This window comes from Paracholeplasma vituli (genome assembly GCF_025446935.1).
Taxonomy (GTDB): domain Bacteria; phylum Bacillota_I; class Bacilli_A; order Acholeplasmatales; family UBA5453; genus Paracholeplasma; species Paracholeplasma vituli.
This window is the reverse complement of the sequence record NZ_JAOEGN010000001.1, coordinates 78,989-103,952: the sequence shown is the minus strand read 5'-3', so window position 1 is coordinate 103,952 and position 24,964 is coordinate 78,989. Positions and strand designations below refer to the sequence as shown.

Genomic DNA, 24,964 nt, shown 5'->3' with positions numbered 1-24,964 from the left:
TTTTTCGATAAAAGTGGAGGTGAATATGAAATATGGATATTGAAATGTGTATAAGGAAGATGCATCATCGAAAGGGAGAAAAAATGAAAAAAATTGTTTTATTAGTGTTATTAGTATTATCATTAAGCGTAAAAGTTTATGCATTAGAAGACAATAGTCTAGTCGTACCTGATGTTCTTAATGTAGTAGAAAACACGAACTCATTATTGTTCACAGAGTTTGACGAAATTAAATTAACTACACTTAAGCGATTATATGGGCCATATTATGGCAACGATTATAATATTTATTATGAAGTTAATAATATTATAGGTACAGATTCAAAAGGTCTTTATGCACATAATTCTGGCTATGCAAGAGACATTTATAGATCAGTTAACGGTAGAACAAACTCAAGCAACACACCTATGCCGTCTGATGATGTATCAATACTTATTGGAGCGGAAAATGCCAATATAACCAACGATCCAATTTCCTTATCAATTATCTATGAAACGAGATACTACTTTGTACCAGTGGATTTTGATTACACAAGCAATAGCGGGGAATTCATACACTATGTTACATCGATAAGTGGAGTTACCGAAGTACCGGAAAGTGTCATTGAATATACACCAAATGATATGAAAATTCCTAAGACGAATGGAGTAAGTGACAGCATAACCTCTGGTGCAGTTGCCAAATTCAAACTAACTGATCTATACTCGTATATTAAGAATCTTCATTCCCTTGTAGATAGCACCAGTGATTTTCACGATTATGGTGCATATTGTAGCTCAATAGGAAATAATAGCTATCTTGGATTTTGCAATGTTGAACAAGGCTCGAACGTTCAAGTAAATATAATTCCACTAATAAAAATTAGAGAGATTCGAATGAACTACACAATAAGAGTAAATAGTCAATACAACGACAAGACTGGTGAAGAATCCGCTACCCAAGTATTTCATACATTGTTTGGAATGTTTTCTAGTGCAACCTATAATCAGACTACAGTAGATTTAAACTTTAATCATACTTACGGGTGTGGAATAGAGTTATCAAAAGATATTTTGGGATGCTTTGGACCAAGTTTTAGTCTTGATATAGGCAATGAAGTAGTAAATGATGTAATCAATAAGGAGCTTATGATTAATCGATACATACATGTGACGCAAACTATTAAATATCCAGGTGGTGCATATGCAAATAAAACACATGTAAAGTATAACGACGGCAGTATAATGAAGATAGATTCATTTGTTAAAGGTGATTGGTCAGAACAAAACCCAGGCATTTTAAGTAGGCCAACATTCACAATCTTGGGCGCAAATCAATCGGGGTATCAGTTACAACTTACAAATAATGCACCAATTCCTGTGTCAATTTCACTAACGAATGGGTTAACAGGCACACACTCAATCAATGGATTACAGTGGGTAATTTTAACGAAAAACTTTGGTTCTTATAACCAAACAAGCACAATTAATGCCCAAGCATTCAATCAACCACAAAATATAGAAACTCAATTCTATAATACAACATCGAGTGTTACCTCATATGCCGTGTCTGTTGCGCATAAAGTACCAATCGTAACCATTGATCAGCAAACACCCTATAGTTTTAGAATTCAAGTTAGAAATCAAAATAATTTTGCTGTGCCAATGTATTATAATTTGAATGGGATTAATTATTACTTAGGATATGCTTCTTCAGATCAAACATTAACAAAAACTATAAATAATTTACAGCCAAGCATGAAAATCAGTCTAACTGTCTATTCATTTGCTAATACGATGGTATCTGTAAGATATACATCAACATTTTTTACACCAGCCTATGGACTTGAACAATAAATGAACTTGAGCATAGTTGGCGTGAGTGAATCTTACGCCAGTTATGCTTTATAAATAAGGAGAGTATATGTTTAATTTTGGTAATCACGATGATATCACAAAAATAGTTAATGGTGTTTCGATAGAAGAAAGTGACTTTAAAGTTGCTTATAAGAAGTGGGCGATTTATTACTATGAATCTGCAATTAAAGCGGCCACATATGTCATTAATAATTCAGACATTAATTTAATAGTTGATACAAACACATTACCTACTTTTTATTTATTTCGACACGCAATTGAACTGTTGCTAAAATCTATACTTATTAAGAATAAATCCAAAACTGAGTGCATATCGATATTTGAAAGTAACAAGCACGATTTGAAAGCATTGTTTGATGTAGTTAGTACAATACGGATGATGCCTCAAGAAGAATATACTTGGATAAGTAAGTATTTTGATAACATCAACATATTTGATCAAAAATCTGATTTGTTTAGATACCCTTTTCCGAGTACATTCTTAGCTCAGTATAAAAACAAATATTTAGATATACTAATAATTTTAAACTGTTTAAATAGTGTATTTCTATTGGTTCACGACTTCTATTGTGATGATAAGTTAGCTAGTGATTCTTTACAAGAAAACATAGATTATATATATGAGAATTCACCCGACGCAACTTTTTTATGTCAAGCATCGAATGGTTACGGCAATTGCTACTTATGGCAAATGTACGAAATGGATAGTTTTAAACAAATTGAGGGTTATAAATCAATAGGTGATCTTCTTTATAGGGAATTTACAACATCAGGTGATGTCATGTATATCCCACCAATGATCTTTATGTATCGTAATCTCATTGAATTACTACTTAAGGATATAGGCATTAGTTTGCATCCTAATGTGATAAGCGAAATTAAAAGACGCTACGTTGTCAATATAACACAGGATTACTTGAAGTCACATGAACTGAGAAGAGGATTATGGAGTAAGTATAAGTTTGTTTTTGAATACTATGCAAATATCGAACACTGGCAGACAACAGAAATTCACATTCTTGAAAAATACATCAAAAGCATTGATAAACTAGATAGAAATGGTGATAAATTCAGATATCCTACCAATAAATCGTTAGAACTTTATCACAAAGGTTCCTTATATGATCCAAATAATATGTTTTATTTCTTTAATGAAGCTGCTATGTTTATCGAAGGAATGCTAATGCATATTGAGGCTACAAATGAATTTTTGAATGAATACTAGTATGAGCATCAGGATTTAAAGAATTGAAATCGGATTAAACTACCAGTTTATTGCTCCCATAAATAACAACCCCTATAATAAAGGTGTAAAGACACGAACAGCCAATTTACAGATTATAGATAAATAGGTTCTTCAATATTCACACAAACATGTGTCTTGTCGTATGAGGGTATCTTATATTAGATATCCTCATACCCCCTTATGATGGAGGTTTTTTTCATGGATGCCTATACCTATTTCACACAGGAACTCAACAACACCAAAACAGAGAATGGCGACAAAGCCTATGTTAGCACAGGCTCATACTGTTTAGATCTTTATGCATTAATTGGTGGCATGCGCTATCATGTAGAAGACTTATATACCTTATTCTTAAAGGCATATTATGAAGACTATAAGCTTGCAACTAAAATTTTGTTTTATGCACGTGACATCAAATCAGGTCTGGGTGAAAGAAGAATCTTTAGAGCACTCATCAATGGGTTAGGTCACTTTCACCCAGAAATTGTGAAAAACCTCATTCCTATCATCCAAGACTACGGTCGATATGATGATTATTTCGCCCTAATGGACACCCCGGTCGAACAAGACATGTTGGAATGGATTAAATTACAACTGTCAAAAGACATGAAGGCCAAAGAACAGAACGAACCAATTTCGTTATTAGCGAAGTGGATGCCCTCAATCAATACCTCATCCAAACAAACCAGAGACTTAGCACATAAAGTAATTAAAGCACTCGATTATACCAATCAAGATTATCGTATGATGTTAGCTTACTTAAGAAAGGGTCTCATTGTTGAAAATGTACTCAGAGAAAAAGGTTTGGTTGATGATTATCAAACATTACCCGTTAAAGCCTTATTCAAATACAAACAAGCCTGGATCAGAAATGACTTGACTAGATTTACTGAGTTCATTAGCAGTAAAGCACCCAAAAAAATGGATGCTTTACATCCTTATGAAATTGTAAGAGATGTCCTAGAACAATCTAAAGTGGATGAAACCACCAAACAGTTCTATCAAAAACTATGGGATAACTATCCAAGACAAGAATTAGATAGTTCAACCATTGTTGTGAGAGACGGCTCAGGTTCAATGTTTCAAGAAAATGCGATACATATCGCAACCAGTCTAGCCATACTAACCTCAGAAATGCTGAGTGGTCCATTTAAAAACTCATTCATCACCTTTGGAGCAACACCACAATTGGTTAAACTAGACAAAGGTGATATTTATGATAAAATAGTGACAGCGATGACCTACGCTGATTGTTCCAATACAGACATTAAGAAGGTTTTTGATTTAATTCTTAAGTATGCTAAAAAGACTGGAATTAGTCAGGAAAACCTACCCAAACGAATTCTCATCATATCCGATATGGAATTTGATCAGGGTGTCAAAGGGATGTCATCCTATGAGTATTTCGAAACTGAATATGCCAAAAATGGATACGCGTTGCCTACCGTCGTATTCTGGAATGTATGTGCAAGAAGCGTTCATGTACCTGTCCTAAAAGAGGATCAAGTTTTATTGGTTAGTGGAGCATCACCCAGAATTATAGAGAAAATTGCACAAAATAAAAGTATCAATCCATATGAATTTATGATGGAATCACTTAAGAAATATGAGGTGATTGATACCTTAATTTAGAGGAGGGTGAACAATTTTGGCAACAACATTCCCACGAATTAACATGAGGGCAACCGGCAAAAACATTGAATCGCTACGAAAACAAAAAAACCTGTCAGTCAAGGGCATCCAAGCATTCTTCGGATTTGATTCTCCCCAAGCCATATACAAATGGCAATGGGGAGATTCACTCCCCTCGATTGACAACTTAGTTGTGTTAGCGACAGTATTTGAAGTATCCATTATGAACATCCTAGTCATTGATTAGGATGTTTTTATATTAAAGAGTTTAGGCTTGCAGCTAAACTAGGATCAACTTTTGGAGCTGTTATTTCTAATACTGGAATCGATTCGATCAGTTTCTTATGAAGCGTCTTTTTAAAGTAATTCGTTTCATTCCCAAGCGTGCCGACAATGACAAGTTGTGAATGTTCAAACTGTAGTCTTCTGTGAACTGCACATACAGCTAAAACCAATTCATCCACTGCGTTATCACAAATCTTCATGGCATAAGCATCGCCTAAATCTGCATGCTTCGTCACGATAGGAGCGAGCGACGCGATGAAGGTTCTATTTTCACGATAGTGTTCCATAAAGTCGATAACGTCGTTCGGTTCTTTAAAGTTTAATACTTCAATAACCGCTTTAGTAAAGGCGGTTGTTTCATATCGATTATCCAGTGCTTTTGATGCTGCTTGGATGGCTTTCAAGCCCAAATCATAAGCACTGCCAAAGTCGTCTTCTTTGTATCCAAGTCCACCTGCTTTATGGGTTTCACCTTTTTTATTTTTACCATAAGCTACTGAACCAGTTCCTACAATCAAGACCATGCCTTCATCTTCAAATAAACCGCTTACTAGAGCGTTTTCCATGTCACTGCCTGCAGTGACATTTGTTTTATTAGTAACGCCTGGAATGAGCGAAAGGATGTTTTTAAGTTGTGTTTTATCAGACACTTTTGAAACGCCTCCAAGACCTGCGAAAACACCTTTAAAAACAGTATTTGGGTGTTTTTCAAAGAAAGGGATCAATGCGTCTTGAAACGCTCTTAAAGTAGTCTTTTGATTGACTGTATCAAGGCTTGAAGGTCCGGATAGACCTTCATAGACTAGTTGCTTGTTTGCGTCGATGATGGATACTTTGGTTTTGGTTCCACCACCATCAATACCTAAGAACAGTAAGTCAGGTTCTTTATCTAAAATGTGAGAAGCAATCACCAAAGTTGGCTCATTTGGATAAATATCAATCAATTTCATTAGTGAAGTCACAATACAAGAATCACCTTTTTTATAGGGATACCCATTAATCATACCCGAACCTTCAACGAATGTAATCAGTTTGAACAATGGATTAGTGAATGTCATATGTTCAGAGAGTACCCATTTATCCACAGTGAAGAAAGATGAATCAATCAGTCTTGTGATTTGATTTTGATCCACTTTGAATGTATGTGGCTTAGTATTTGAATTTGGACTTGGGATCAGGGTTGCTTCTATACCTGCTTCTAAATGAAGTTCTCGTTTGGTGCCATTGATATCGATACGATCATAGTCGTATAAACGATAAGTGATATCTGAAGACTGCTGTGTCTCTAATACTAAGATGCCTTTACCTAATGCATGTAGAATCCCTGCAGGAATATAGAAGAAGTCACCCTTTTTAACAGGCACTTTATAGAGCAATTCATCCCATTTGCCTCTATTCACATAATCAATAAATTCATCTTTGGTTAAAGCCTTATGACCAAAAATAATATAAGCGTCTTCGCTTGCGTCTAAAATATACCAACACTCGGTTTTACCCAGTGATTGGTATTTTTTTGCAAGTAAATCATCAGGATGAACCTGAACGGATAAATCATCATTCGCGTCAATGATTTTTATTAATAACGGAAATACATCACTCTCAATGTTACCGAAGAGTTCACGGTTGGTTTTATACAGTTCAGTTAAGGTTTTGCCTTGATGATCACCATTCAAAACTTTTGAAGGTCCATTTGGATGTGCACTGATGCACCAAGCTTCACCTGTTTTATCAAAAGGTAGCTTTTCAGAATAGATTTCTTCAAGTCGGCGTCCACCCCATATGCGATATTTAAACTCTGTGGATAAAAATAATACATCGTTTTTCATGGTGTATACCTCACTTGTAAAATTTGTCACTTTACATGACTTAGCACACATCATATCATTCACTTTGAAAATTGTCTATACACCAAAAATCGTATGTTTTATTATATAAAACATAGAATTTTTTTGAGTATCCATTTGAAACCGAAAGTTACAACTATTAAGCCAAAAACCATTATTTTAAGTATCCATTATTTCACATTAAATTATATTTAAATAGGCAGTTTTCCAACTAGCTGGAAATCGGTTGCCTAAAAAAAGTGGTGTGAAAGCGTTGACATTTGAAAATAAAGTCGGTATGATATAGTTACGAAAATAAATGTAAAGTTACGAAAGGACACAAAAACCTTATGAAAAAAATGCTAGGTATGTTACTGATGGTCTTAGTAACCGGTATACTTGCTGCTTGTACAGATAACACCCCGTCGAATGAGTTTACGATTGCGACATGGGCAGCTGGTACAGAATTATCCGAATTCAATGCGATTGTCAAACAAGTCAATGAACAAGCAGAAGGGAAATATACGATAAAGACGTTATCGATACCTTCGGATTACTATATTAAACTCTCGACACAAATCGCCGCGAGAAGAGCGCCATCTTTCTTTTGGATCACACAAGAACTCATCGCTAAGTATGCTGACTTAGGCGCTATTGTCGATCTAACAACGTATATGGCAAACAGTGAGTCACTCAATGAAGAAGACTACTATGAAGGTGTCATCCAAAGTGCACAGTTCCAAGATAAGACTTGGGGCTTACCTTGGATTGCGAACCCATTCATCGTCTATTACAACAAAACGATGTTCGAAGCCTTAGGCGTCGATATGCCAACACAAACCGACGACTGGACTTGGGCAGAGTTTATTGAAACTTCCAGACAAATCGCTGGTAAGACCTATCGAGATAAATCGGTATATGCGACAGTAATTGAAGGTAACCCAAACATCGAAACATTCATTTGGAGTGGCGGTGGTGATATCTTATCCTCTGACGGTAAAACTGTCTTACTCGATTCAGAAGGCACAAAAGCCGGTATCGGTAATTTAGTGACACTATTTAGAGAAAACCTCATTCCAAGATATAACAACATCTCTTACCCACGTAATGTCTATTTTGAAAGACAAGAAGTGGCGATGTATATGGGGGGCATTCAAGATGACTTTGAAAGAAAAATCACCTTAATGCCTGAAGCGGATCGATTTGAATTAGGCTACGCCCAAATTCCATCCGACCCAAGTGGTAAATCGAACCCATTTGACTGGACCGCATCTACCGTGATGTCATCAAGTGTTAAAGATAAAGATTTAGCCTATGAAGCTCTAGAAGCTTTGACACTAGCCTTCTTTACTTGGAAGATTGCGCCACCAATTAAAGGCACATTAGATAACATTAGTGTGATTGCTCCTGATAAGATTCCTGCTTTGCCTACGATTGAACATGCCTTAGCGAATGCAAGAAGTGCGAACTACACAGAACAGTGGACTGAACTATCAGATTTATATTTATGGAGAGGCTTATACTTACCAATTCTGCAAAATCCGAATGTCGACTACATCGATTTAATCGATAAAGCCGCAGCGAATATGCGCGCAAAGATTAAGGATTAGATGATGAGTAAAAAAGATAGAATAGGACTCTACTTTGTATTACCTTGGGTCATTGGATTTCTTTTGTTCACCATTTTACCAATGATTGCTGCGGTATTCATCAGCTTTACCGATTGGTCAATTGTAGGAACCAACATTCAATTTATCGGTTTACAAAACTATCAAGAAATATTTAATGCGGATCAATTTTGGCATTCATTATGGATTACGTTTAGATATGCTATTATTGCGATTCCATTAGTGGTATTTACCTCATTTACAATCTCAGTCATGCTATCAAAGAATCTACGAGGCGCTGGCGTTTACCGTATTTTATACTATATGCCTGCGATTGTCTCAGGGGTTGCCGTATCGATTGTATTTAGATGGATATTAGATCCAAACAATGGCTTAATCAACTATATATTAGAGTTGGTGGGAGTCAAAGGGTCTAACTGGCTTTATGACCCGGAATGGGTATTACCTTCCTATCTCATTATGGCAGTATGGGGTGCAGGCGGGGGGATTCTAACGTATCTCTCTGCTTTAAAAGACGTGCCAACCTCACTCTATGAATCTGCAGAGATTGATGGCGCGAATAGCTTACATAAGACTTGGTATATCACCTTACCAATGATGACACCGATTATCTTCTATAACTTAATAATTGGTATCATCTCTGCGTTCCGTAAGTTTACAGATGCCTACGTCTTGGGTGGAGCGGGCGGTGAGGGTGAATTCTACATGGTTTACCTTTACGAACAAGCCTTTGCGCATTATAAGATGGGTTACGCAACTGCGTTAGCTTGGATTTTGTTTATCATCATTATGTTCTTCACTGTCATTGTGAATGTGACCAAAAAATATTGGGTTCATACGGAATAGGGGGCACATCATGGAAAAAACAGTCAAGCAAGTCAGAAGTGCACACTTCCGTAAAAAAACCATTCAGAGCGTACTTATTCATACGGGTCTACTCTTAGGCTCAGTGGTCATGTTATTGCCATTTTTCTGGATGATTTCGACTTCACTTAAAACCGAATCGGAAATCATCAATGCGAATATCTCGTTTTTCCCGAAAGGCTTCTTTATTCAAAACTTTAAAAGAGCCTTCGAAATCATTCCCATATTCAGTTATATGTGGAATACCGTAGTAATCGCTATTCTTAAGATCTTTGGGGAAGTGTTTGTTTCCGCAGCGGTCGCTTTTGGCTTCGCACGATTCAAGTTTAAAGGTCGTAATCTCTTGTTCATGATATTATTAGCAACCATGATGTTGCCTTATGAAGTCACGATGATTCCAACCTTTATCATGTGGTCGATGTTAGGTCTTACCGACAACTATACCCCACTTATACTTCCTGCCTACTTCGGGAGTGCATCGTTTATATTCTTCCTAAAAATGTATTTTGAAACATGCCCCAAAGATTATGAAGAATCGGCTTATATCGACGGTGCAAACCATATGCAAATATTCACCCGTATCTTTATTCCGCTGGCTAAACCAGCGCTCATAACGATTGCGCTATGGGCCTTCATGGGCACATGGAATGACTTATTAGGTCAGTTGATTTATATCAATGACCCAGCGAAGTACACGATTCAACTGGGTTTGGCTTCATTCAACTCATTATCGGGTGAGATCCTCTGGGGTCCACTGATGGCAGCGAGCTTCATCGCCTTAGTCCCGATATTAGCCATTCTCTTATACGCCCAAAAGTATTTTGTGGAGGGCGTCAAAATGTCCGGTATCAAAGGTTAAAAAATATATAGAAAGAGGAGAAAAAAGAAATGAAAAAGTTTTTAACTTTGGCAGTAGTTTTATTAACAGCTCTCGCGCTTGTAGCGTGTGGCAATGAATCAGGAGATGGCTTAAAAATCGTTAAGCAATTCTCTGCACAAGATTTAGGTTCATGGACAGGTTCTGTAACTCCAGACGGTTCTGCATTAGGTACAGCAACGTATAACGCAGAAGGCGACTTCACTGTGATTCGTGTAGGTGCTGAATCTTGGGGTGGCGTTCAATCTCCAGTTTTAACATTAGATTTAACTAAACAAACTTATATCGCAATCCAAATCAAAGAAGTCAATGACGCTTTCAAATGGACTGTTAAGTTCGTGCCTGAAAACCCAGAAGAAGGTCACGATTGGGGTCTATATGTATTTGAAGACAACGGTATGAAATGGGGCAAATATGTCATGGTTGACGTGAACTCTCAATTCGGACAAGACATTATCGACGTATACAATGGTAAAATCGAAGGCAAATTCTGGATTTGGGCTGTCGGAGCTTCTGACGCGAATGTAGAAGTATTATCCTTCACCATTTTACAAGGCAACTTATAAGATCCCATGAGGGTCAAAAAGATCACATTGGTCATGCTACTGGTGCTTACAAGCGTAAGCACCTTTGCTTGCACCAATACTCAAAATAACAACTTAAAAGCCGTATATCAGAAATCGATTCAACGCGTGAATCAATTCGATTCTGAGCTACCTGAAAACTACGAAATCATCGATTTCAAATCAAAAGCACTCGCTTATGATCAATTGGTGTTTGATTTTGAAAAGACCGGTACGTTATTTCCGCTTATTTGGGCAGATTCGACAAATGACGCATATGGGATTTCCGCTTATGTAGGCGATTATCGTAATGGCGTGGATGGGTCTCAAGAAGCTGTAACTTCAGTTGCTGCTGTCTTAAGTGCTTCCTTACTCGGGATTGATAAATCCAATCAAAACGGACACAACTTTGTTACCCCACTGAATGTATACTTCAATGAAGAAGAACAAGTGGTCATCAATAACCCATCGGGCAATAGCCGTAATATTTCGATGTGGTATATGATCTACCCAGCGATTCTTTTTACCCAAGTATCGATACTCTATGAGGATGAAGTACTCTTAAGAACCAACACATTAAAGACAATTGAATCTTGGTATCAAGCGTATTTAGTAATGCATAACTTACAAGATTATGACTTTACTGGTTTTGATTTCAAATCCATGACCCCTTACCGTAACAACGTATGGCGTGAACCCGATAGTGCAGTAGGTATTTCGATGCTTATGTATTATGGATACAAACTCACTGGAGAAACCAAGTATAAAGACGCTGCGATTGAATCTTTGAAGTATATTGAAGAAAAATACTCAGGGTCACCCATGTATGAAATCCTTTTATACTTTGGACCTTACTTAGCTGCTAAATACAACCAAGAATTTGACACCAACTTTGATGTGAACCGTTTGTTTAACGCGGTGTTTAATGGGAACTCCATTCCGCGTGGTGGTTGGGGGATGCTGAATGATAACTATAATGGCTTCGCGGTATCGGGTTTAATGGGTTCTATTACCGATGGCGGTGGCTATCCATTCTCGATGAACTCTTTCGCCTCAGCATTCATTATGGCGAAAACCGCCAAATACGACACACGCTATGCGGCCAGTATCGGAAAATGGCTCAACCATTTGATTTCAAACTCAAGATACTTCTTCCCGAATTACGCTAAAGATGAAAATGAATCGATGAATAACAGCGAGTACGCAAGTGAAGCACAGGCCTTCAATACACTCGCGAATAACGTCTTCCCGTATGAAGGGATTCGTAAATCAGGTAACAATAAATCACCTTGGTTTGGTGGAGACCCAACGGTTTACAATTGGGCTAAAACAGACTTTTCAGTCTATTCAGGGGCCTCTATGGGAATGCTTGGTTCCCTCTATGAGAAGACGAATGTGGATGGCATCCTGAAGATAGACTTGAACTCAGGTGATTACTATAACCAAACCTATCCAACTTATTTACTCTATAATCCAAATTCAAAGACTGAAACAGTTAAATATACACCTGAATCGGGTACTGTACTTTATGACGCAGTCACAGAAAATGTACTTACGACTAACGCTAAAGGTGAATACGATTTGGTTTTAGAAAAAGAACAAGCAGTTGTAATCGTTGAACTTCCAAGTGGTGCGAACCCAACAAGAACTGAAAACCTCACTAAAGTAGGGGATATCATTCTTTCCAGTTCACAAGCCACATTAAATGTTCTCAACTATCAAAACAATGCAGAAGTACCTAAAAACTTCAAACTCATTGTGGATACATTCTTAAACAATCCAACAGATGAAGTGGATTACTATGAAGTCGTTTTCGAAGGGAAAACAACCCAATATACATCCAATAGTTTAAACTTAACAGGGACCTCAGGATCTAAGTCAATCATCATTCGTGTCTACACAAAACAAGGCGCTTATGATCAAATCACACTTAGAGTCCGAGTTCTATAAAGAAATGATCGGTGAATAGATGAATAGAGCTAAAGAAAATCCACTTATAACCACTAAAGATATTAAGCCCACCCATGAATCACTCAAAGTGGATGGTGTATTCAATTGTGGCGCAACCACTTACAATGGACAAACCGTCCTATTACTTAGAATCGCAGAGAGTGCGAAGAGTAGACCTGGGTTCATCGATGTACCTGTTTTAAATAAAGACAACGAAATTGAGATAAAGACCATCGATAAATCGAACCCAAATCTACTATTCCACGACTCTAGAACAATTAGTAATTTAAACAAAAAAGTGGAATACCTCACCTCGCTCTCTCATCTTAGAAGGGCCTTCTCTAATGACGGTATTCACTTTATAATCGACGAACAGCCTTGGATCTTTCCAGAAGGAATGATGGAATCCTGGGGTGTCGAAGACCCACGCATTACCCAAATCGAAGATACGTATTACATTACCTACACCGCGGTGTCCAAACACGGTGTATCTGTTGGACTCATTGAAACCAATGATTTTGATACATTTACACGTAAAGGGATCATTTTACCTGTAGATAATAAAGATGTTTCGCTATTCCCAGAAAAAGTAAATGGTAAATACTATATGTATCACCGCCCCGTGCCGAGTGATATTGGTTATCCAAACATGTGGGTGGCTTCATCCTTAGATTTAACCCACTGGGGTGACCATCACCTCTTGATGACTGTAAACAAAACAGGTTGGGATAATGGCCGTGTCGGTGGTGGAGCGCCTTCTGTGAAAACAGACAAAGGCTGGCTACACATTTACCACGCCGCGACTGCAGGTAAAGCCGTCTACAGTTTAGGGGCTTTCCTAACCCCACTAAATGATCCAACCAGAATCACACATAAAACCAAGCATCCGATCTTAAAACCGGAAACCATTTATGAAAAAGAAGGTTTCTTCGGAGATGTGGTATTTACCTGTGGGGTCATTTTGAAAAATGACTTACTAGATATTTATTATGGCGCAGCAGATGATAAAATATGTTTAGCTACGATATCATTAGATGAATTATTTGAAGCGCTAGAACCGTTTGAAGGAGCCCTATGAGACAACCCATTGAAGATTTATTAAAAGACTACCATCAAAATGAATTACCTAAAAATCCAAAGACCTTAGTATTTAAAGGTGTGGATGGTTATGATGTGTATAACCCGTCATCCCCATTTCTATTTGAAGGTAAAGAACTCATTCTCGCGAGAGTTGAAAAAAGAGACTCAGAAGTCTCCAAATCTGTTTATTTTGAAAACCAAAATGGTATTTATGTTAAAAGAGAAGATTTAACCCCACTAGACCTTCAAGACCCTTGTATTACAAAGATTGGATTAGACTTTGTTGTGGGTGGTACGTATGTATTCCATGAAAATGGCCAAGTACGTTGGTATACCCGCTTCTATAAGGGAGATCATCCAAATAATCTTAAAGTATCCTTAAACGCACCGATGGGCATGAAAGATGTTCGTTTAATTGAACTTCCAGATGGTCGTATCGGTGTATTTACAAGACCTCAAGGGGAAAAAGGTAAACGCGGACAAATTGGATTTGATATCGCGAATTCGTATGACGAAGTCACCACAGAATTCATCGATAAAGCGCCTTTATTCGAGCAGTTCATTCTAACTGAATGGGGTGGTGCGAACCACTTACTCATGTTAGATGACCACACGATTGGAGTACTAGGCCATATCGCGAACTTCTCAGGTAATGACATCAGACACTATTATTCAATGACATTTAAAGTGGATATCAGAACGAAACAAGCAAGCCCGATGAAACTCATCGCTGCGCGCGAACATTTCAATCCAGGTCCATCGAAACGCGATGACCTGATTGACGTTTTATTCTCAGCTGCATTGGTTCCACTAAACAAAAACACCTACACACTCTATGTTGGGGTGTCGGACGCAGAAGTCCAAACGATCGAAGTATCGAACCCATTCTAATAATTACGTTGAAACAATGCTTATTCATGATAAAATATGAATAATGAAAGTGGTATACTCATGAAAAAATCAAAGCTTCTACTCATACTGGGTGCATTCCTAATCTTCCTATTAAACTGTTTGGTATTCTTTGGAATGTCTGAGTATGTAGAAGAAAGTCAAACGTTTCTAAATCAAGTCATGTTATACCTAACAGTTATTATCATTGTGGGTTCTGGTATTATCGCTTTTATCGGTTATAAAGACTTATCCAAATTTACACTTAAACAAAAAATCACCGCGCATGTGATCTTTAGTATGCACATGCTCGGTTTAGCTTTATTTGTCGGAACCATTTGGTTCGTTAATCGCTAAGAAGGAGGTATACCCATGTCTAAGAAAATCTCAATGCAAGACATTGCTAACCGTTTGAATATCTCAAGAATGACCGTATCCAAGGCTTTTAAAAACGATACGGATATTTCCTCGGATATGAAAGAAAAAGTCCGCCTTGTCGCTCAGGAAATGGGTTATCAGTATACCAAGAACGAACAGTATGAACTGATTGTTTTAGTCCCTGAAATCTTTTTAGCGGAAACCGAAGACTTTTATACAACCCTTTATAAGCGATTAAACGAAAACGCCATTACAAAGAACATCAGTCTCGTTTTAAAAATCGTTTCGAAGAACGATGAAAAGAACTTACAAATCCATTTTTCCACCTCAAATAAGGATGGCATCATGATGTTAGGACAGTTTGAAAAATCGTTCGTGAGAGCCGTTGAAGCCTTAGAACTTCCACTCATCTGTGTCGACTTTTATTACGATGACCTCAATTTAGATAGTATCGTTTCCAATAACTTTAACGCGGGCTACATCGCCACGAAATACTTACTAAAACACGGCCACAGTTCGATTGGGTATGTGGGAAGAATCCCATCCACCAATTCGATTATTGACCGTTATTTAGGCTTTACCAAAGCGCTCATTGAAAAGGGGCTTGACTATAAAAACGCCCTCATTTTAGAAGACCGTAACGAACTTGGTGAAATGAAAGAAGTCGTTTTACCAGAATCCTTACCAAGTGCTTTTTTATGTAACAATGACCATAGCGCTTATTTACTCATTCAAAAATTAAACAAACAAGGCTTAAGAGTACCTGAAGATATTTCCATCATCGGATTTGACGATGTCATTTATTCCAAAATTTCAAACCCTCAAATTACCACGATGAAAGTATCCCGTAAATATATGGCTGAACAAGCGATTACCTTGATGCTCAGACGCATTCACAATAAGAAAGCGAAACTGATCAACATGACCCTTGAATGTTTAATGGTAGAAAGAGAATCCGTCAAAGAACATAAAGGAGCTTAAATGAAGAAATTCTTTCTTTTACTGACTGTATTAGGACTTGGATTATTAGTAGGCTGTACACAAAAAGAAGTCGATAACATAAAACCCATCATATTAGTAAATGGCGGCACCACCGCGATGATTGTCGGCGGTGAATTCACACCCCCGAGCGTGGTTGTATCCGATAATATAGATGAAGACATTGAAGTGGTGGTTTCAGGGGATACCTTAAACACCAATCGAACAGGGACATATACCCTGAAATACAACGCGACCGACAAAGCGGGCAATACCGCGAATGAAAAGACATTCACTGTTGTCGTATACGAATACGCCGCAAACATGGACATTCAAAATGGCGGTTTTGAAACAGGCGATTTAACCGGTTGGACGATTGAACAAATCAGTGGTTCTAGTGACGCATTCAAAAACGAATATGTCATTTCTACCAATAACCGTAAAGAAGGTACCTATTTCTTTGATGGGTCCAAAACCGATGACGATAAAGTCGGTGCGATCCGTTCTTCAAACTTTGTCTTAGGAGGGTCTGGTTGGATCAACTTTAGACTGGGTGGCGGTAATGATATCCAAAACCTATATTTAGGGGTTTATCGAGCATCCGATGATGTCATGATTGCGAAATTCGCGAATTCAAACCCACAAAAATATGGTGGGAATGAATTCCTAGTTGGCTACAAGTTTAACCTACTCACTATTTCTGGACTAACTAGAGGCGAAACGCTTTATATTAAGATTGTCGATACGAAGTTAGAAAACTGGGCAATCATCAAAATCGACGATGTGAAAACATTTAATATTGTAGAACCATCTGCAACAACCTACGAAACCATTATTAATCAATTACTATAATAGATTTATATCTCTCCAAAAAAACCCTATAGCCTCTATGCATATCATGCACTAGGTTATAGGGTTTTATACTAATGTGGATTAAAGGATTTATATTAATTGCTTGTTGTAGTAATAAAGTGCTAGTAACGCTGCAGCATAGGCTGGGTCAACTTTAGGTTCAATGATTTCAATTCCAGGAATGAATGTTTTTAAATAGCCATGAAGTGCTTCTTTAAAATAGCCACCTGAGTTGCCGAGTGAACCAACAACCACGAGTTTTGGAGTTGCTAAACTAATTGTATCTTGGACCGCTTTAACTGATAAAGCTAGTTCTCTAGATGCTTGATTACAAATATCAATTGCATACCTGTTACCAAGGTTTGCATGCTTGGTTACAAATGGTGCTAGGTTGGCAATCTTGGTTCTTTCGTTTTGCCATTTGTCCATTAGCGTTGCAATCTCACTTGCAGTGGATATCTCTAGTGCAGCTTGAAGGTCATCTGTAAAAGCTGTCTTTTGATAACGATTATCAAGCGCTCTTGCTAATGCTCTAATAGCGTTGATACCTAAATCATAGCTACTGCCAAGATCTCCTTCTTTATAGCCTAAACCACCAGCCTTATGGGTAATATTTTCTTTGTTTTTCCCATAAGCGACCATCCCGGTTCCCGCGATTAAAGCTAAACCTTCTTCAAAGTATAAACCGCTTGCTAGTGCGTTTTCCATATCGCTAGCAGAAAGTCTCAATGTCTCTTCTGAAACACCAATAACGTGTCTTAATAAATCTTTTAGACGTGCTTTATAATAATCATCAGATACGCCACCCAAACCAGCGAAAACAGCTGTAAATGATTCATTAACAGTATAATGAGATAAGGCTTCATTGATGTGTTTTATGGTTATAGATTCTTCTACTGTATCTAAACTAGAAGGACCGGATGTACCTTCATATAAGACTTTCCTTTCTTCATTTATGATGATGACTTTTGTTTTTGTCCCGCCACCATCGATACCTAAAAATAACATATTATCACCTGAAATCATTGTAGCATAAATAAAATGTTTTCAAAGGGTTATTAGAAATTTCTTATGGGTATAAATGATATAAAAGTATGCATCAAAACAAATGCATTTCGCCGTTTATTTATAATAAATAAAGGCTACACACAGAAAAAAAGCGTTTTCTTATAAGGCTTGAGATTCAAATTTTAATTTGTTAATATCATGAAGAGGAGTGATGAATTTGAAAAAATTATTTACAGGTCTTTTAGTCATCCTAGGTTTATTAATTTCAGGATGCACCAATAAACCAAAAGAGGAGGAAGAAGTGCCAACATACGATAATCAAAAAATTCTAGTGATTGGTAATAGTTTCAGTAATGATGCATTAACCTATTTTTATGACATCATTGAAGATAATCTTATAAAACCTGGATTTGTCTTAGGACATTTAGATATCGGTGGGTCAAGTCTAGAAGTTCATGACACCAACGCCAGAACAAACAATGCAGTTTACAATTATCAAAAGCGAACAGAAGCTGGTCTAGATACCAAACCGCTTCATACCATGGCTCAAGTACTACAAGATGAGTCATGGGATATTGTAACGGTTCAACAAGTCAGTGGTAAAAGTGGGGTTGCTAATACCTACCAACCTTACTTGGATAACTTGATCAACTTTATTAAAACCAATTCTAAAAATAAGCATGTGCGCATTGCGTTTCATATGACATGGGCATATGAAGCATCTAGTACACACCCAGATTTTGTGAATTATAGTAAAGATCAAGTGATGATGTATGACAGTATCATTTATGTTGCACAAAACATCATCGGTAAACATGACGATATTGACTTTATTATTCCTTCTGGGACAGTTATTCAAAATTTAAGGAATTCAGTCATCGAAGATAATTTAACAAGAGACGGGTATCATTTAAATAAGATAGGGCAATATGCAGCTGGATTAACCTGGATTAAGTATTTCTTTGATACGGATTTGGATACATTAACCTTAACCGATGAAGAAGTAACAACGGATGAGTTTGGCGCAATCAAAGAAGCAGTTGATGCAGCTATCTTAAATCCATATGCCGTTACATCAAGTGAGCTATACCCAAAACCAGACCCTTCAAAAGTATTAAGATATATGGACCAACTATATATGTTATCGATTGGTAATAGTTTTACAGCAGATGCCTATTCATTCCTAGATGAAATGGTTGTTGATATCGGTATTAAGGATTATGTGATTGCATATCTTTATATCGGTGGATCGTCCTTAGCTCAACATAATGGTAACTTATTACAAAATAATCCTGTATACGAATATCGTGTATGGAGCTCTAAAGACGGACATAGTATTACGAAAAACGTCACCATTAAAGAAGCAATCGAAATGATGAACTGGGATATCATCACAGTTCAACAAGTGAGCGGACTCAGTGGTATTGAATCGAGTTACGTTCCAACACTTAAAGATTTTATCTATAATATCGGCAAAGTGAATAACAATCCAAATACGAAGTTTGCATTCCAAATGACTTGGGCTTATCAACAAGACAGTACACACTGGGAATTCCCTAAATATGACAATGATCAAACTAAGATGTATGACATGATTGTATCGGCTACACAAAAGCAAGTAAAAACACTAAAAGAAATAAGTTATATCATTCCATCCGGTACAGCCATTCAAAATTTAAGAGTATCTGTCGGAGATACACTAACCAGAGATGGATATCACTTAAATGAAATGGGTCAATACACAGCTGGTCTTATGTGGATTAAAACCATTACCAACATCGATGTCACAAAAGTAACCTTCACAAAACCAGGGGTTGGAATCATCGCAAATCTTGATAATATTAGAAAAGCCGTTAACGATGCGAACGCTAGGCCATATAGCGTATCCTAATAAAAAAATACTTCAAATGTTATAAATGACATAAAAAAACCAATCAGGCTGTAAGAGATTGAAATCGGTTTCATCTTCACTTATAATGAGGATAAGGAACACAATTTCAATCTCTTTTTATTATATAATGTAATGATATATCATTTATTACATATACTAAAATTGAGCTTGAATAGGGAGTGTAAAGGTTCTAGTATAGCTAGAATATTAGGATAGTGAGACATAACATTTGTTTTGTCAACGGAGTGTAACGAATACTGTAGGATCATTTTTACAATAAAAGGAAAATGGAGGAAAAAATGAGAAAATTTCGTTTAATGCTTTCAGCAGCAATCATGCTACTAGCCGTTGTTGCATTTATTAAATCACCTACTCAGTTATCTGCAGCTGCAGATGCTAACACAGGTGTGATTGTAAGTGCAGAGGTTCCTGCTTGGGCAAAAGGTAAAGAATCATTCATTCAACAACAATTTGTGGATGCGTATGAATCAAGCGGTTTAACTAAACCATCTGTTGGTACAGTTAAAGTCATTAGTTTAGATAAAGCGCGTCACGGATTATATCAAACATTTGGTGATTCAGAAGCCGCACTAGAAGGGGCAATCTTCTTCAATGAAGTAGAAGGTAAACCAATTGTTGTTAAAGATTTAGCCGTTATTGCAAAACTAAATGAGCTAAATACAATTACCCCAGGTGTATTACTTGCCGTTACTGAAGTATCGGGTGAAAAATACATCGTTAGCGACCTAGCGGTTGTTAAGGTATCAGATTCAAGTAACCACACCTTTAATGTTGGTGTTGGTACAACACTAGATGCATTTATGGGTGCTGGTGCAAGCTTCACAGCTGAAGCTGTTAAGAATGACTTTGCAAAAGCATATAAATGGTCAGAAAACTTTGTTGCTTCATTAGGGTTACCTACAAGCGAAGTAGCGATGGCTAATTATAACCCACTTGCATTTACTGCAGAATCTGGCGAAATTGCAGAGCCTAGAGTAAATGTTGCTAAGAAACTTTATAAGCAATCATTTGAAAATGGTTATATTATGATGGGTAGCCACGCTGGTAGACCACAATACGGCGCAGCACCTATTACAAAAGCAATGTATGACTTAGTGGTTGCATTAACTGGTAATGCGGATTTCTCATTAACCGGGGCGCCAACCTCTATTCAATATGATTTCGAAGGTGTATTATATCAAAACTTTGAATATGGTCTTGTTAAGGTTGAAGCAGGTGTTGCAACTTTCTCTGAACAATTAGCAGTAGACTCAGTTGGTACAATTATGAACTTTAGAGTCGGTGCACCAAGAGAATTCATCAACTATCACTGGGGCACAACTAACAGAGACGTATACATGACCGGTTGGGAACGTATTCGTATCACTGAAAACATTAGAGATGTTGTCGGACAAATGATCCGTGACGATAGAGCACCATATAAGACAAGTGTAGATGATCCATTTGGTAACACACGTATTCATGCTTTGACATTTAGAGCAGATGACGTTGGTGTATGGCACATTATGAAAGATGGTACAGGTCAAAACATCGGTTGGGGTAACGTATTCATTACACAAGGTTACTGGTATAACGATGCATTTGAAATTGCACCAGAATTTAACCAACCTGCATTAGGTGAAAGAGTTGCATTAGGTCGTCCAAGTGACATCAGAAGAACACTTTATAATGCAACCTATCAATTATTCGAAAAAGGTATTGTTTACACATCAAACTTAAGAGATGTCAATAATAACTTGATTAAAGAATTTAAAGCAGGTGCTGAATTTACAACTTGGCTAAACGGTGAAACCGTTGAACAAGCATTAGTCACACATGGTATTGCAAATGCAAACCATACAGTCACATTCATAGACTGGGATGACACAGTTTTAGGCACTGTTTCTGTACCACATGGTACGGCTGCAACTGCACCAGTAACACCAACTAGAGCAGAATATGACTTTAATGGTTGGGATGGCGATATCACAAACGTTACGAATGCACTAACCGTAAGAGCAACTTATGTCATCGCTCGTGGTGTACCTGAAGTAGGCACATACAAGTTCATCAATTTTGATGTTGCTGAAAACTCAGGTAACTTCTGGTATGAAAACGAAGACAATAAGATTAGCATCACAGATGCACATCTATATAACGCATTCCGTTCTGGCAAAGATAATATGGCTGAGGCTATCGAAGTAAGTGGTTTCCCAATTTTCGCTGACTCAGTAAACTTAATTACAACTAAGTATCATTTCCAAATTGATTCATTAGATCCAACTAAAATTAATGTATTACCTAAGACTATTGGTCAATTAGGTGATGACGTTACTTCACTTAAGAATGTGACTTCTAACATTGCATTAGACGCAACTAAGAAATTAATCATTCAAGACTCATTTGGTGATGCATTTGTTTTCGCAAGAGACAGAGGCGGTCACGATTTAGGCTTACCAGTCGGTGATGCTGTTATCGTGAGATTATACCCAAATCCATCTATCACAACTGAATGGATCGATGTTATCGTTCAAGAATTTGAACATGGTAAGATCATGCAAGAAGTATATGACAACGCTGCTTATCCAATTTATGGCGACATGCTAACAATTTGGGAACGAGCTAATGCTGAAGGTGCACCAGGTGGTGACGGATTCGAAGGATTAGGTACACCTACAAGTAGAGAATTCACACACGAAGGCTCAACTTATCAAAACTTTAAATATGGTTATATGAAGGTAACTGAAGAAGTGGTTGAAATCACTTATTCAGAATCTGTTCAATTAGACTTTAAAGGTAGAGAAATTGACAAACGTGCCGGTAGAACTGAATCTAGAAGTAATATCGCCAAAGGTAACCATGTTGACTTTGAACACGAAGTATTAAGAGTGTATGAAGCTTATATGAATTACTTCACCGCAAAAGTGGATGAAGGCTTTATGTTCAATCATGCTATCGAATGGGTTCATGAATGGAATGGAAACGGTTTAACTCAAGGTTATAACCCAAGTAAGAGTACTGCAAGTGTTTGGGGACAATCTAACTTCACAGTTGTCCTCATGCAAACACCATACTCACCAGTTGTATTAGTTAAAGATGAAATGTTACAACAATACGCATTATTAAATGGTAACATCACATTTGGATTCCCAGTTGCTGATTCATTTAAAGTGAATGTTGATGTGACTTATGAAGGTCAAGCTAAGACACTAGAAGTAACGTATCAAAACTTTACAGCAGGTTACATTAGATCTTATATTACTGGCGATGTGATTGTGTATGAATACTTTAGAGATGCACAAATTACAGAAGACAATAAACATATGGTAGAAGGCGTTGAACAAGCCCTTCCAGAATGGAACTTAGATGGCTTTGAAGAACTACCAACTATTGATAAAGCAGAACTTCAAGCTAAGTTAACACAACTTAAGACTGAAAGAGCTAAAGTAGTTGAATTAGTTGGCGATATCAAAGATAAACCATCGACACAATTATATGCTTCTAAAGCACTATTAGCAGAAGTTGATGCTAAGATTGCCGCAGTTGAAGCGATGTTGTTAAGAGAAGATTTAACTGCAGAAGAAATTACAACTGAGTTAGTTGCATTAGACGCAACCATCACGAAGTTGAAAAATCAATCTCAAGCAGGTCAAAAGACGACAACTGGTGAAACACCATCTGAAAATGAAGGTTTATCTACAGGCGCAGTCGTTGGTATCGTATCAGGTTCAGTTGTGACACTTGCAGTTGTAATCTTCTTAGTATTCAAATTTGTTCTTAAGAAAAAATTCTAAAAAATAGTCTTCCCTATGAATGTTACTTAGGAGGGTATGTTACCCTCCTAAGTAACATTTTTATTAAGGGAAATATGGAGGAAAAATGAAGGAATATAGTAAAACCTACGAGTGGCTTGAAGCTAGACTCGAAAAATTAAGTAAATGGCCAGACCTACAAAAGATGTATAGAAACACCTTCCTAAGCACTCTTGAAACCACGACTAAAATACTAAACGATGGCACATCTTATGTATTTACAGGTGATATACCTGCCATGTGGCTAAGAGACTCGAGCGCACAAGTAAGACACTATATTGGTTTATGTAAAATTGATCCGGATATGGATAGACTTGTCAGCGGATTAATAGAAAGACAATTCAAATATATTTTAATTGACCCTTATGCAAATGCATTTAATGAAGCACCAGATGAAACTTTAGGTCATGTTGGTGACCTACCTAAAAAAGACCCATGGGTATGGGAAAGAAAGTTTGAATTAGACTCACTTTGTTACCCACTATGGATTCTAGATTTATATTATAAAGAAACTAATAACAAAACTATTTTTACAAAAACAGTTTTAAAAGGCATGGATGTTATTCTAGACACATTTAAAACTGAAATGAATCATCAAGAAAAATCGTCCTATTGGTTCGTAAGACCAGGCGCTAAAGTAGAAGAATCACCTCTAAATGGTGGTCATGGGCTAGCCGTAAATGAATCACTTGATTTAGTATGGAGTGCCTTTAGACCATCTGATGATGTTTGTACATATAATTACTTTATTCCAGGTAATCAATTTGTTGTCTTAGCATTAAAGATTATCGGAACATACCATCCAAATGAACAAGTTAGAACAGAAACTATCTTGTTAGCTAAAAAAATAGATGAAGCCATCCACACACACGGCGTGGTTGAACATGACACATTTGGGAAAATATTTGCTTATGAAATCGATGGCTTTGGACAGTATCATTTAATGGATGATGCAAACGTTCCAAGTTTGTTATCACTACCTTACTTAGATTATAAGACATTAGATGATCCACTCTATCAAAATACGAGAAAATTCATCTTAAGCAAACACAATCCATTTTACTATGAGGGTAAATTTGGTAGAGGTGTTGGTAGTCCACACACACCAGATCGTTACATTTGGCACATTTCTTTAGTCATTCAAGCCCTAACTACAACAGACTTAGATGAAAAGAAATATATGCTTAAAATGCTATTATCAACCCATGCAGATACATTCTTAATGCATGAAGGTTTTCATGTAGATAACCCAAGTGAATTTACCAGAGAATGGTTTTCTTGGGCAAACTCGTTATTCGCGTATTTTGTCGACGAACATATAGACCAAATCGATAGTTTAATGACCCCATAAGG

19 protein-coding genes are annotated in these 24,964 nt (G+C 37.1%); 17 read left to right on the top strand and 2 right to left on the bottom strand.

Annotation, left to right across the window (positions count from 1 at the left end):
• Window positions 1-32: 32 nt before the first annotated feature.
• From N7603_RS00480 to N7603_RS00465, 4 genes are all read left to right on the top strand, one after another.
• Window positions 33-1,835, top strand: a complete 1,803-nt coding sequence (locus N7603_RS00480; RefSeq protein WP_262095348.1) for a hypothetical protein — start codon at window positions 33-35, stop codon at window positions 1,833-1,835.
• Window positions 1,836-1,902: 67 nt separating this feature from the next.
• On the top strand, window positions 1,903-3,081 hold the full coding sequence (locus N7603_RS00475) for a hypothetical protein (protein WP_262095347.1): 1,179 nt from the start codon (window positions 1,903-1,905) through the stop codon (window positions 3,079-3,081).
• A gap of 219 nt (window positions 3,082-3,300) precedes the next feature.
• Window positions 3,301-4,734, top strand: coding sequence for a DUF2828 family protein (locus N7603_RS00470; RefSeq protein ID WP_262095346.1), 1,434 nt, complete (start codon window positions 3,301-3,303; stop codon window positions 4,732-4,734).
• A gap of 43 nt (window positions 4,735-4,777) precedes the next feature.
• Window positions 4,778-4,981, top strand: coding sequence for a helix-turn-helix domain-containing protein (locus N7603_RS00465; RefSeq protein WP_373425327.1), 204 nt, complete (start codon window positions 4,778-4,780; stop codon window positions 4,979-4,981).
• A gap of 7 nt (window positions 4,982-4,988) precedes the next feature.
• Here the strand turns inward: N7603_RS00465 and N7603_RS00460 are convergent, their stop codons facing one another.
• Window positions 4,989-6,845 carry a type I phosphomannose isomerase catalytic subunit gene (locus N7603_RS00460; RefSeq protein ID WP_262095344.1) on the bottom strand — a complete coding sequence of 619 codons (1,857 nt, stop codon included), beginning with the start codon at window positions 6,843-6,845 and terminating at the stop codon, window positions 4,989-4,991.
• A gap of 347 nt (window positions 6,846-7,192) precedes the next feature.
• Between N7603_RS00460 and N7603_RS00455 the strand changes: the two genes are divergently transcribed.
• From N7603_RS00455 to N7603_RS00410, 10 genes are read left to right on the top strand one after another with little or no spacing between them, the layout of a single operon-like run.
• A complete protein-coding gene (locus N7603_RS00455; RefSeq protein ID WP_262095343.1) occupies window positions 7,193-8,452 on the top strand; it encodes an ABC transporter substrate-binding protein in 1,260 nt (419 codons plus the stop codon).
• A 3-nt stretch (window positions 8,453-8,455) separates the two neighbouring features.
• Window positions 8,456-9,316, top strand: coding sequence for a carbohydrate ABC transporter permease (locus tag N7603_RS00450; protein WP_262095342.1), 861 nt, complete (start codon window positions 8,456-8,458; stop codon window positions 9,314-9,316).
• 10 nt (window positions 9,317-9,326) lie between these two features.
• Window positions 9,327-10,193: a carbohydrate ABC transporter permease gene (locus N7603_RS00445; RefSeq protein ID WP_262095341.1), complete on the top strand. Its 867-nt coding sequence runs from the start codon at window positions 9,327-9,329 to the stop codon at window positions 10,191-10,193.
• 29 nt (window positions 10,194-10,222) lie between these two features.
• Window positions 10,223-10,777 carry a hypothetical protein gene (locus N7603_RS00440; protein ID WP_262095340.1) on the top strand — a complete coding sequence of 185 codons (555 nt, stop codon included), beginning with the start codon at window positions 10,223-10,225 and terminating at the stop codon, window positions 10,775-10,777.
• A 33-nt stretch (window positions 10,778-10,810) separates the two neighbouring features.
• Window positions 10,811-12,724 (top strand): hypothetical protein, encoded by a 1,914-nt coding sequence (locus N7603_RS00435; protein ID WP_262095339.1) that lies wholly within the window; start codon window positions 10,811-10,813, stop codon window positions 12,722-12,724.
• Between the two features lie 19 nt (window positions 12,725-12,743).
• Window positions 12,744-13,802, top strand: coding sequence for a glycoside hydrolase family 130 protein (locus N7603_RS00430; protein ID WP_262095338.1), 1,059 nt, complete (start codon window positions 12,744-12,746; stop codon window positions 13,800-13,802).
• Window positions 13,799-14,695, top strand: a complete 897-nt coding sequence (locus tag N7603_RS00425; protein ID WP_262095337.1) for a DUF1861 family protein — start codon at window positions 13,799-13,801, stop codon at window positions 14,693-14,695. Before N7603_RS00430 ends, N7603_RS00425 begins: the two co-directional genes overlap by 4 nt.
• A 60-nt stretch (window positions 14,696-14,755) precedes the next feature.
• Window positions 14,756-15,049: a hypothetical protein gene (locus tag N7603_RS00420; protein WP_262095336.1), complete on the top strand. Its 294-nt coding sequence runs from the start codon at window positions 14,756-14,758 to the stop codon at window positions 15,047-15,049.
• Window positions 15,050-15,064: 15 nt separating this feature from the next.
• Window positions 15,065-16,051 carry a LacI family DNA-binding transcriptional regulator gene (locus N7603_RS00415; protein ID WP_262095335.1) on the top strand — a complete coding sequence of 329 codons (987 nt, stop codon included), beginning with the start codon at window positions 15,065-15,067 and terminating at the stop codon, window positions 16,049-16,051.
• On the top strand, window positions 16,052-16,900 hold the full coding sequence (locus N7603_RS00410; RefSeq protein ID WP_262095334.1) for an immunoglobulin-like domain-containing protein: 849 nt from the start codon (window positions 16,052-16,054) through the stop codon (window positions 16,898-16,900).
• Window positions 16,901-16,990: 90 nt separating this feature from the next.
• On the opposite strand, the gene N7603_RS00405 is transcribed toward N7603_RS00410, so the two are convergent.
• Entirely contained in the window at window positions 16,991-17,908 is a 918-nt protein-coding gene (locus N7603_RS00405) for an N-acetylglucosamine kinase (protein WP_262095333.1), read from the bottom strand.
• 217 nt (window positions 17,909-18,125) lie between these two features.
• Here N7603_RS00405 and N7603_RS00400 point away from each other — a divergent pair, with 217 nt between their 5' ends.
• From N7603_RS00400 to N7603_RS00390, 3 genes are all read left to right on the top strand, one after another.
• On the top strand, window positions 18,126-19,799 hold the full coding sequence (locus N7603_RS00400) for a DUF4886 domain-containing protein (protein ID WP_262095332.1): 1,674 nt from the start codon (window positions 18,126-18,128) through the stop codon (window positions 19,797-19,799).
• A gap of 299 nt (window positions 19,800-20,098) precedes the next feature.
• A complete protein-coding gene (locus tag N7603_RS00395) occupies window positions 20,099-23,593 on the top strand; it encodes an InlB B-repeat-containing protein (RefSeq protein WP_262095331.1) in 3,495 nt (1,164 codons plus the stop codon).
• Window positions 23,594-23,678: 85 nt separating this feature from the next.
• Window positions 23,679-24,962, top strand: coding sequence for a glycoside hydrolase family 125 protein (locus N7603_RS00390; protein ID WP_262095330.1), 1,284 nt, complete (start codon window positions 23,679-23,681; stop codon window positions 24,960-24,962).
• Window positions 24,963-24,964 lie beyond the last annotated feature (2 nt).

Coding starts and splice junctions, on each gene's coding strand:
- N7603_RS00415 (WP_262095335.1), top strand. CDS start 15,065: ATGTCTAAGAAAATCTCAATGCAAGACATTGCTAACCGTTTGAATATC.
- N7603_RS00455 (WP_262095343.1), top strand. CDS start 7,193: ATGAAAAAAATGCTAGGTATGTTACTGATGGTCTTAGTAACCGGTATA.
- N7603_RS00450 (WP_262095342.1), top strand. CDS start 8,456: ATGAGTAAAAAAGATAGAATAGGACTCTACTTTGTATTACCTTGGGTC.
- N7603_RS00445 (WP_262095341.1), top strand. CDS start 9,327: ATGGAAAAAACAGTCAAGCAAGTCAGAAGTGCACACTTCCGTAAAAAA.
- N7603_RS00435 (WP_262095339.1), top strand. CDS start 10,811: ATGCTACTGGTGCTTACAAGCGTAAGCACCTTTGCTTGCACCAATACT.
- N7603_RS00390 (WP_262095330.1), top strand. CDS start 23,679: ATGAAGGAATATAGTAAAACCTACGAGTGGCTTGAAGCTAGACTCGAA.
- N7603_RS00420 (WP_262095336.1), top strand. CDS start 14,756: ATGAAAAAATCAAAGCTTCTACTCATACTGGGTGCATTCCTAATCTTC.
- N7603_RS00470 (WP_262095346.1), top strand. CDS start 3,301: ATGGATGCCTATACCTATTTCACACAGGAACTCAACAACACCAAAACA.
- N7603_RS00475 (WP_262095347.1), top strand. CDS start 1,903: ATGTTTAATTTTGGTAATCACGATGATATCACAAAAATAGTTAATGGT.
- N7603_RS00425 (WP_262095337.1), top strand. CDS start 13,799: ATGAGACAACCCATTGAAGATTTATTAAAAGACTACCATCAAAATGAA.
- N7603_RS00465 (WP_373425327.1), top strand. CDS start 4,778: ATGAGGGCAACCGGCAAAAACATTGAATCGCTACGAAAACAAAAAAAC.
- N7603_RS00430 (WP_262095338.1), top strand. CDS start 12,744: ATGAATAGAGCTAAAGAAAATCCACTTATAACCACTAAAGATATTAAG.
- N7603_RS00440 (WP_262095340.1), top strand. CDS start 10,223: ATGAAAAAGTTTTTAACTTTGGCAGTAGTTTTATTAACAGCTCTCGCG.
- N7603_RS00395 (WP_262095331.1), top strand. CDS start 20,099: ATGAGAAAATTTCGTTTAATGCTTTCAGCAGCAATCATGCTACTAGCC.
- N7603_RS00405 (WP_262095333.1), bottom strand. CDS start 17,908: ATGTTATTTTTAGGTATCGATGGTGGCGGGACAAAAACAAAAGTCATC.
- N7603_RS00480 (WP_262095348.1), top strand. CDS start 33: ATGGATATTGAAATGTGTATAAGGAAGATGCATCATCGAAAGGGAGAA.
- N7603_RS00460 (WP_262095344.1), bottom strand. CDS start 6,845: ATGAAAAACGATGTATTATTTTTATCCACAGAGTTTAAATATCGCATA.
- N7603_RS00410 (WP_262095334.1), top strand. CDS start 16,052: ATGAAGAAATTCTTTCTTTTACTGACTGTATTAGGACTTGGATTATTA.